The following is a 539-nucleotide window of genomic DNA, read 5'->3' as shown; positions in this document are numbered from 1 at the left end:
CACACCAGCCGTTGGAACAATAGTTTGGTACACAGCTGCAACAGGCGGAACAGCGATTCCAACTACCACAGCATTAGTAACTGGAAACTACTACGCTTCAATTTTAAATCCAGCAACAAACTGCGAAAGCAACGTTAGATTAGCCATTGCAGTAAGTGTAACAGATCCGGGAACACCAACTACTACAGATGCAACACAAGATTTCTGTTTAGTTGATGCACCAACCGTTGCCAACATTCAGGTGAATACGCCAGCGGTAGGAACCATAGTTTGGTACACAGCTGCGACCGGCGGAACAGCGGTTCCAACTACAACAGCTTTAGTAACAGGAAACTATTATGCTTCAATTTTAAATCCAGCAACAAACTGCGAAAGCAATGTTAGATTAGCAATTGCAGTAAGCGTAACTGATCCTGGAACACCAACAACTACAGATGCAACACAAGACTTCTGTTTAATTGATGCGCCAACCGTTGCCGACATTCAGGTAAACACACCAGCCGTTGGAACAATAGTTTGGTACACAGCTGCAACAGGCG

Annotated in this window: 1 protein-coding gene; it reads left to right on the top strand. The window is 44.7% G+C overall.

Annotated features, from left to right (window positions below; translation table 11 throughout):
- Positions 1–539 (top strand): Ig-like domain-containing protein (locus tag ACODSB_RS23985; protein ID WP_488938889.1); only part of this gene is annotated, 539 nt, incomplete at both ends.

Source organism: Flavobacterium sp. FG68 (assembly GCF_057808895.1).
The sequence above is the reverse complement of the archived record's forward strand: the minus strand, read 5'-3'. Positions and strand labels throughout refer to the sequence as shown.